Here is an 8,585-nt window from a genome sequence, read left to right as displayed (position 1 = left end):
CGGGCCGCCCCAAGGCAGGCCCAGCCCCCTCGGGGGGCAGCGACCCGCGCAGCGGTGGAGCGTGGGGGTTCATGTCACACCTGCTTTCTTGAACAGGTCGCGAAACACCGGGTAGATGTCGGCGGCACCGGTGACCTTGCGCATCGCGAAGTTCGGCGACTGCTCCCGCACCCGGGCGTATTCCTCCCAGAGGTTCTGCTCGTCGTCCGCCACCTGCACATAGGCAAAGTAGCGCAGCAGCGGCAGCAGCTTGCCCAGCAGCAGTTCGCTGCACAGGGCCGAGTCCTTGAACCAGTTTTCACCGTCCGAGGCCTGGGCGCCATAGATGTTCCATTCGCCCGACGGGTAGCGCGCCACGATGATCTCGTGCATCAGGCTCAGCGCGCTGGAGACCACCGTGCCGCCCGACTCCGTGGCCTGGAAGAACTCGGATTCCCCCACCTCGGCGGCCTGGGTGTGGTGGCGGATGAACACCACCTCGGTCTTTTCGTAGTGGCGCATCAGGAACAGGTAGAGCAGGATGAAGAAGCGCTTGGCGATGTCCTTGCGCGCCTCGTCCATCGAACCCGAGACGTCCATCAGGCAGAACATCACCGCCTTGGCCGTGGGCAGCGGGATGTGGACCCGGTTGCGAAACCGCAGGTCCAGGGGGTCGAGGAAGGGGATCTGACGCAGCCGCCGCTGCAGGGCCTCGATGCGCTCGCGCAGGCCGTCGACCACCCGGGCACTCACGCCATCGCGTTCGGCCCACAACAGCTGGGCCTGCAGTTCGTCCAGCCGGTGCCGCAGGTCGCCGCCCATCGCAATCCGGCGCCCGAGCGCGGTGCGCACCGAACGCACCACGTGCAGGCTGGCAGGGTTGCCGGCCGAGACGAAGCCGGCGCGCTGCGAGCGCCACTCCACCGCGTCGGGCAGCAGCTGGGTGCGCACCAGGTGTGGCAGCGCCAGGTCGTCGAAAAAGACCTGCATGAACTCTTCGCGCGAGAGGTGGAACACAAAGTCGTCTTCGCCCGAGCCGTCCGGGCTGCCTTCGCCCTGTCCAGCACCGCCGCGCCCGCCGGACGGGCGCGCGATGCGGTCACCCCGGACATGCTCGCGGTTGCCCGGATGCACCGACTCGCGCACCCCGCCCTGGCCATGGCCGAACACCGGCTCCGACACGTCGCGCCGCGGCAGCGAAATGTCTTCGCCCTGTTCGATGTCCTGGATGCTGCGGCCCGAGACGGCCTTGCGCACCGCGCCGCGGATCTGCTCGCGGTAGCGGCGCAGGAAACGTTCGCGGTTGCCGATGGACTTGTTCTTGCCCGACATCCGGCGATCGACGATCTGCTGGAGCATGGTGTCCTGCTTTCTGCACTGCGGCCGTCTCGGCGGCGGCGGCCGCGTTCACGAACTCTTGCGCACCCGCAGGTACCAGTCGCACAGCAGGCGCACCTGGCGCGTGGTGTAGCCCTTGTCGACCATGCGGTTGACAAAGTCTTCGTGCTTCTTCTGTTCGTCGGCGCTGGCCTTGGCGTTGAACGAGATCACCGGCAACAGGTCCTCGGTGTTGGAGAACATCTTCTTCTCGATCACCGCGCGCAGCTTTTCGTAGCTGGTCCACAGCGGGTTCTTGCCGGCGTTGTTGGCGCGGGCCCGCAGCACGAAGTTGACGATTTCGTTGCGGAAATCCTTCGGGTTGCTGATACCGGCGGGCTTTTCGATCTTCTCCAGCTCGGCGTTGAGCGAGGAACGGTCGAAGATTTCGCCGGTGTCGGTGTCGCGGTACTCCTGGTCCTGGATCCAGAAGTCGGCGTAGGTCACGTAGCGGTCAAAGATGTTCTGGCCGTATTCGCTGTAGCTCTCCAGGTAGGCGGTCTGGATCTCCTTGCCGATGAATTCGGCGTAGCGCACCGCCAGCGTTTCCTTGATGAACGCGAGGTACCGCTGTTCGGTCTCGGCCTGGAACTGCTCGCGCTCGATCTGCTGCTCCAGCACATACATCAGGTGCACCGGGTTGGCCGCCACCTCGGTGCTGTCGAAGTTGAACACCTTGGACAGGATCTTGAACGCGAACCGGGTCGAGATGCCGCTCATGCCCTCGTCCACGCCGGCGTAGTCGCGGTATTCCTGGTAGCTCTTGGCCTTGGGATCGGTGTCCTTGAGGTTGTCGCCGTCGTACACCTGCAGCTTGCTGAAGATGCTGGAGTTCTCGGGTTCCTTGAGCCGGGTGAAGACCGCAAACTGCGCCAGCATCTTGAGCGTGCCGGGCGAGCAGATGGCCCGGGCCAGCGACGAATTGCGGATCAGCTTCTCGTAGATCTTGACCTCTTCGGACACCCGCAGGCAGTACGGCACCTTGACGATGTAGATGCGGTCGAGGAAGGCCTCGTTGTTCTTGTTGTTGCGAAACGCCTTCCACTCGCTCTCGTTGGAGTGCGCCATCACGATGCCGTCGAACGGGATCGCGCCGAAGCCCTCGGTGCCCTTGAAGTTGCCTTCCTGGGTCGCGGTCAGCAGCGGGTGCAGCACCTTGATCGGCGCCTTGAACATCTCCACGAACTCCAGCAGCCCCTGGTTGGCCAGGCACAGCCCGCCGGAATAGCTGTAGGCGTCCGGGTCGTCTTGGGCAAAGGTTTCGAGCTTGCGGATGTCGATCTTGCCCACCAGCGAGGAAATGTCCTGGTTGTTCTCGTCGCCCGGCTCGGTTTTGGCGATGCCGCACTGTCGCAGCACCGAGGGGAAGCGCTTGACGACCCGGAAGCGCCGGATGTCACCGCCGTACTCTTCCAGCCGCTTGACGGCCCAGGGCGACATCACCCGTCCCAGATAGCGCTGGGCGATGCCGTATTGCGATTCCAGCAGGGCCCCGTCTTCGGCCATGTTGAAAAGCCCCAGCGGCGACTCGTTGACCGGCGAGTCCTTGAGCGCATAAAACGGCACCTGCTCCATCAGCTGCTTGAGCCGCTCGGCGATCGACGACTTGCCGCCGCCCACCGGCCCCAGCAGGTACAGGATCTGTTTGCGCTCCTCCAGCCCCTGGGCACCGTGGCGGAAGTAAGACACGACCTGCTCGATCGGCTCCTCCAGGCCATAGAAGTCCCGGAACGCCGGGTAGATCTTGATGACCTTGTTGCCGAAGATGCGCGACATCCGCTGGTCGTGGTGGGTGTCGAACAGCTCCGGCTCGCCGATCGCGACCAGCATGCGCTCGGCCGCGGTGGCATACACCAGGGGATCGCGTTTGCAGGCTTCGAGGTAGTCCTCGATCGACAGCTCCTCCTCGCGCGCCTGCTCGTAGCGGTCCAGGAAATGACGGACGACGTCCATACGACCTCCTTCGCGGAGCGGTCGCTAACCGATGGATACACCGACGTACAGCCCCGCTCCCCACTGACGCCGATGCCGGGCGGCTGGCAGCCTGCACCCGGCCAGGCCCTGCCGTGTCCGAATTCTCATGTCACGGCCAGGCCTGTGCGTCTGAGGAAGCCGTTTCGGAAAAGTTCAGCCGAATTGTCAAGAATCAGGCCGCGGCGGCCGCTGCTTCGCCGTCCGCCACCACATGGGCCTGGGCCAGCGCCCAGACCTCGCGCGGTGGCAGGGGTTTGAGGCGGTGGTCGCTCCAGACCTGGCGCCACTTGCGCGCGCCGTGCAGGCCATGGCGCAGGCCCAGCATGTGGCAGGCGATGGAATACCAGTTCACACCGTCTTCGGCATGGGCGCGCTCCATGTAGTCCACCATGGCCAGCTCCACGGCGTCGCGCGTGGGCGCCGGGCGGTGGGCGTCGCCATAGAAGCGCGCGTCCCAGTCGGCCATCAGCCAGGGGTTGTGGTACGCCTCACGGCCGATCATCACGCCATCGACCAGGGCCAGGTGTTCGGCGATCTGGTCGTTGCGGGTGATGCCCCCGTTGACCGCGATGGTCAGCTGCGGGAAGTCGCGTTTGAGGCGGTGCGCCAGTTCGTAGCGCAGCGGCGGGATTTCGCGGTTTTCTTTGGGCGACAGGCCTTTGAGCCAGGCGTTGCGCGCATGGACCAGAAACACCGAGCAACCGCCCTCGGCCACCGTGCCCACGAAGTCGCGCACGAAGTCGTAGCTCTCGACCTTGTCGATGCCGATGCGGTGTTTGACCGTGACCGGCACATCCACCACATCCACCATGGCCTTGACGCAATCGCGCACCAGCGGCGCCTCGCCCATCAGGCAGGCACCAAAGGCCCCTTTGAGCACGCGCTCGCTGGGGCAGCCGCAGTTGAGGTTGACCTCGCCGTAGCCGCGCTCCTGCCCCAGGCACGCGGCGCGGGCCAGGTCGCCCGGGTCGCTGCCACCCAGCTGCAGCGCCACCGGGTGTTCCTCGGGGTTGAAGCGCAGCAGCTGCGCGGTGTTGCCGTGGATCAGCGCCCCGCTGGTCACCATCTCGGTATAGAGCAGCGTGTGGCGCGTGAGCAGGCGGTGGAAGTAGCGGCAGTGCCGGTCGGTCCAGCCCATCATGGGCGCCACCGAGAGGCGCCATGGCGAGTGAACACCCACCGGCTGCGCGCAGGTAGAACCATCAAAAGACATGCCGGGGATTATCCCCGGGCTCAGGGCTGGGCGCTGGCTGCCGAAATGCACCAGGAGCATTGCTTTTGTCACCCATGCTTCCACCAAACCGGCCCAGTCGGCCTATATTGCTGAGCCATATCAGAGGGACTTTCAGGGTTGAAGCCGCACAAACACCTGCTCCATGCGGCACTGCTGTTCATCGCGGTGCTCACCGGCCTGTCGCTCTGGTTGGTGCACATCAGCGTGCCGCCCAGCGTGTCCAGCCAGCTGCAACACGGCGGCGGTCTGCGCGTGGGTTTTGCGGTGGAGGTGCCCTACGCCTACGTGGACGCGCAGGGCAAGGTCACGGGCGAAGCCCCCGAGATTTTTCGCCTGATGGCCCAGCGCCTGGGCATCGAACGCATCGACTGGGTGCGCATGGACTTCGCCAGCCTGCTGCCCGAACTGCAGCTCGGCCGCATCGACGCCATCGCAGCGGGCATGTTCATCACCTCCGAACGCCAGCGCCTGGCCGCTTTCACCCGCCCCACCGCCAGCGTGCGGGCCGCCGTGATCGTGCGCCAGGGCGAGCAGCAGGTGCCGCTCCGGCCCGTGACGGCCGATCTCGAACGGGCGTCGGCCATGCTCTGGGTGACGGTGCATGAGGCGGTCGAAAACGATCTGCTGATCCAGGCCGGCGTGTTGCCCGGGCGCATCACCACCGTGCCCAGGGCCGACCGCGGTCTGCGTTCGGTGGCCGAAGGCCATGCCGACGCCCTGGCGATCTCGGCCGTGACCGCCTGGCACCTGGTGTCCACCCATCCGCAGTGGCCGCTGGAGGTGCGCACCCTGAGCGACGCACCGGCCGGCTTCCCGGCCTTCGTGTTCCGCCACGACGACCGGGCACTGCGCGACGCCATGGACCAGGCGCTGCAGACCTATCTGGGGTCCGAGGAGCACCGGGCGCTGGTCAGGGGCTTCGGCTTCACCAGCGAAGAAATGCCGCCGGACCTGCCATGAGCGCCTGAGCCCACCATGAACGCACCGCCCCCGCCCGCCCGGTCGACCGCCCCCCTCTCGCGCCCGTTCCGCATCGCGGTGGCCACCGTGCTCGGCTTCGGCCTGTTCATGCAGGCCCTGCTGATCGTGGGGGTGACCATGGCCGAACGCACCATCGACCGGGGCGTGGCGCCCATGCAGGAACTGTTGCTGATCCAGCGCCAGGCGGCGCAGGCACTGCAGATGGTCAGGCAGCAGGATGTGTCGCAACGCGCACGCTGCAGCGCCCAGGCTCAGGACGAAGCCTGCGAAGTGCCGCTGCTCTTGCAGAACATCGCCGCGTCGGCCCAGCGCCTGCTCGATGGCGAAGGCGGCCTCACGGGGCTGCCCCGCTCGCGCGCCCTGGACGGCGAGGCCCGCACCGTGGCCCTGACCCTGCGCGACAAGGCGCAGGAACTGCTGCCCCTGTCCGACCTGCAAAACGCCCCCGACGCGCAAACGCTGTTGCAGCTCCAGCGCGGCCTGCTGGACGCCAACAACCAGGCCCACCACCTCGAACAGTTGGTGCTGGCCCAGCTGCAGCAAGACTTTCGCTCCAAACACTGGCTGGACCTGCTGGCCGTGGCGTCCACCGGCGTGCTCATGGCGGCCACGGTGGTCACGCTGTTCTGGATGTGGTCGCGCGTGCGCAGCGCCTTCACCCAGGTGCAGACCAGCGAGGCGCGGCTGCGGGCCTACGCCGACGCCGTGCCCGACACGGCCTATGTGCTCGACGCCAGCGGCCAGGTACTGGAAATCATGGGCCGGCCCACCGCCCGCAGCGACCGGCCCATGACCATCCCCGTCGGCGCCCGCCTGCAGGACCACCGCCCGCCGGAGATGGTCCACACCTACATGCAGACCATCCACCGCGCCATCTCCACCCGCGAGGTGCAGACCCTGGAGACCGAGCTGGACGACGTGCGTGGCGAGAAGCACTGGTTCGAGGCGCGGGTGGCCGTGATCGAACGCCCCGCAGCCGGCGCGCCAGGGGGACACGAGCAGGCGCCTGAAGACGCGGCCGAGCAGGTGATCTGGCTCTCGCGCGACGTGACCGGCCGCATCCAGACCGAACAGCAGCTGCGCCAGCTCAACGACGAACTGGAGCAGCGCGTGGCCGAACGCACGAGCGAGCTGCACGACGCGGCCGACGAATTGCGGCGCTTCAACTACACCGTCTCGCACGACCTGCGCGCGCCGCTGCGGGCGGTCGAGGCCTACACCGCGCTGGCGGTGGAAGAAGCCGGCGACTCGCTCAACCCGGCGGCACGCGATCTGCTCGAACGCGCACGCAAGTCGGCCCACCAGCTGGCCCACATGGTCGAGAGCCTGCTGAACCTCTCGCGCATCGGCGAGATCCCGCTGCAACCGAGCTGGCTGGACCTGTCGGCCATGGCCAGCGACATCTGCCAGGCCTTCGAGATCGACCGCGGCGACCACCGCCTGCAGTGCCACGTGGAGCCGGGCATGACGGTCTGGGCCGACGAGCACCTGCTGCGCAGCCTGCTGCAAAACCTGATCAACAACGCCGTCAAGTACAGCGCGCACCGCGAGCCGGCCCTGGTCGAGATCGGCTGCCAGTCGCAGCCCGACGGCGCGCTGGTCGTCCACGTGCGCGACAACGGCGCGGGTTTTGACATGGCCCGCGCCAGCCAGCTGTTCCAGCCCTTCACCCGGCTGCACTCGGCCAAAGAGTTTCCCGGCGACGGCATCGGTCTGGCCACGGTCCGCCGCATCGTCATGCGCCACGGTGGTCGCATCTGGGCGCAAGGCCAGGTCGACGCCGGCGCCACCATCTACTTCACCCTGCCCCTTCCGCCACGCGACAGGGAGTTCACCAGCCCCCCGCCCGCCCCGCACTGGCCCGACATCGAGACCTGAAAAAAAGAAAACCCGCCGAAGCGGGTCTGGGAGAACGAAGGGTCTTCGTCCAGGACATCGCGGAACTGGCTTTGCCAGGCCGCAGATGTCGCCCCCTGGGGGGTGACGCACCGCAGGCGCGGCGCGGGGGGAGCCATCACCCCATGTGCAGACCGCCGTTGACCGAGAAGTCCGCGCCGGTGGCGTAACCGCCCTCTTCGCTGGCCAGCCAGGCGATGATGGAAGCGATTTCGCTGGGCTTGCCCAGGCGCTTGACCGGCACGGTGGCGACGATTTTTTCCAGCACGTCGGGGCGGATGGCGTTGACCATGTCGGTGCCGATGTAGCCCGGGCTCACGGTGTTGACCGTCACGCCCTTGGTGGCCAGTTCCTGCGCCAGCGCCATCGAGAAACCGTGCATGCCGGCCTTGGCGGCCGAGTAGTTGGTCTGGCCGGCCTGGCCCTTCTCACCGTTGACCGACGAGATGTTGATGATGCGGCCCCAGCCCTTTTCGACCATGTCGCCCACGACCTGCTTGGTCACATTGAACATGGAATCCAGGTTGGTGTTCATCACCGCGTCCCAGTCCTCGCGCGACATCTTCAGGAACATGCGGTCCTTGGTGATGCCGGCGTTGTTGACCAGCACGTCGATGGTGCCGTGCTCGGCCTTGGTCTTGGAAAAGGCCTCGACCGTGGAGTCCCAGTCACCCACGTTGCCGACGGAGGCGTAGAACGTGTAGCCCAGGGCCTTCTGCTCGTCCAGCCACTTGGTGAAATCGCGCGTCGGGCCGCAGCCAGCGATGACCTTGAACCCTTCCTTGTGCAGGCGCTGGCAGATGGCGGTACCGATGCCACCCATGCCGCCGGTGACGTAGGCTACTTTTTGACTCATGTTATGTACTCCTCTAGGTGTTGCCGACATGGCAGAAAAAATCAATCGAACGAAGTGTTTTTGCAAGAGGTGCGGTGGAACCGCCCTTCGACAAGCTCAGGACGGGCCACTCGCACCGCCCCCTTGAGGGGGTGACGCCGCAGGCGGCGCGCGGGAGATTCAAATTCAGCGCTCGACGGCCAGAGAAACGCCCATGCCGCCGCCGATGCACAGCGCGGCCAGGCCCTTCTTGGCGCCGCTGCGCTGCATCTCGTGCAGCAGCGTCACCAGGATGCGGCAGCCGGACGC

The 8,585-nt window shown here is 66.6% G+C and carries 6 protein-coding genes and 1 pseudogene; 2 read left to right on the top strand and 5 right to left on the bottom strand.

The genetic code is table 11. The features are described from left to right. Window positions 1–69: 69 nt before the first annotated feature. From RMP09_RS23440 to dusA, 3 genes are all read right to left on the bottom strand, one after another. Window positions 70–1,338, bottom strand: coding sequence for a YeaH/YhbH family protein (locus tag RMP09_RS23440; protein ID WP_310568384.1), 1,269 nt, complete (start codon window positions 1,336–1,338; stop codon window positions 70–72). Between the two features lie 48 nt (window positions 1,339–1,386). Further along, window positions 1,387–3,309, bottom strand: coding sequence for a PrkA family serine protein kinase (locus tag RMP09_RS23435; RefSeq protein ID WP_310568383.1), 1,923 nt, complete (start codon window positions 3,307–3,309; stop codon window positions 1,387–1,389). A gap of 193 nt (window positions 3,310–3,502) precedes the next feature. Continuing rightward, window positions 3,503–4,543 (bottom strand): tRNA dihydrouridine(20/20a) synthase DusA, encoded by a 1,041-nt coding sequence (dusA, locus tag RMP09_RS23430; RefSeq protein WP_310568382.1) that lies wholly within the window; start codon window positions 4,541–4,543, stop codon window positions 3,503–3,505. Between the two features lie 138 nt (window positions 4,544–4,681). Between dusA and RMP09_RS23425 the strand changes: the two genes are divergently transcribed. Both RMP09_RS23425 and RMP09_RS23420 read left to right on the top strand, forming a co-directional pair. Then, window positions 4,682–5,524, top strand: coding sequence for a transporter substrate-binding domain-containing protein (locus RMP09_RS23425; RefSeq protein ID WP_310568381.1), 843 nt, complete (start codon window positions 4,682–4,684; stop codon window positions 5,522–5,524). Window positions 5,525–5,539: 15 nt separating this feature from the next. Continuing rightward, on the top strand, window positions 5,540–7,423 hold the full coding sequence (locus tag RMP09_RS23420) for a sensor histidine kinase (RefSeq protein ID WP_310568380.1): 1,884 nt from the start codon (window positions 5,540–5,542) through the stop codon (window positions 7,421–7,423). A 136-nt stretch (window positions 7,424–7,559) separates the two neighbouring features. Here RMP09_RS23420 and phbB read toward each other — a convergent pair whose 3' ends face one another. Both phbB and RMP09_RS23410 read right to left on the bottom strand, forming a co-directional pair. After that, on the bottom strand, window positions 7,560–8,297 hold the full coding sequence (phbB, locus tag RMP09_RS23415) for an acetoacetyl-CoA reductase (RefSeq protein WP_291102368.1): 738 nt from the start codon (window positions 8,295–8,297) through the stop codon (window positions 7,560–7,562). 165 nt (window positions 8,298–8,462) lie between these two features. Continuing rightward, a pseudogene (locus RMP09_RS23410) lies at window positions 8,463–8,585 on the bottom strand (acetyl-CoA C-acetyltransferase); the annotation flags it as partial.

Source organism: Hydrogenophaga sp., from assembly GCF_031426985.1.
In the GTDB taxonomy this organism is placed as follows: Bacteria; Pseudomonadota; Gammaproteobacteria; order Burkholderiales; family Burkholderiaceae_C; genus Hydrogenophaga.
Note: the sequence above shows the minus strand (reverse complement) of the source record. Positions and strands in the feature narration are given on the sequence as shown.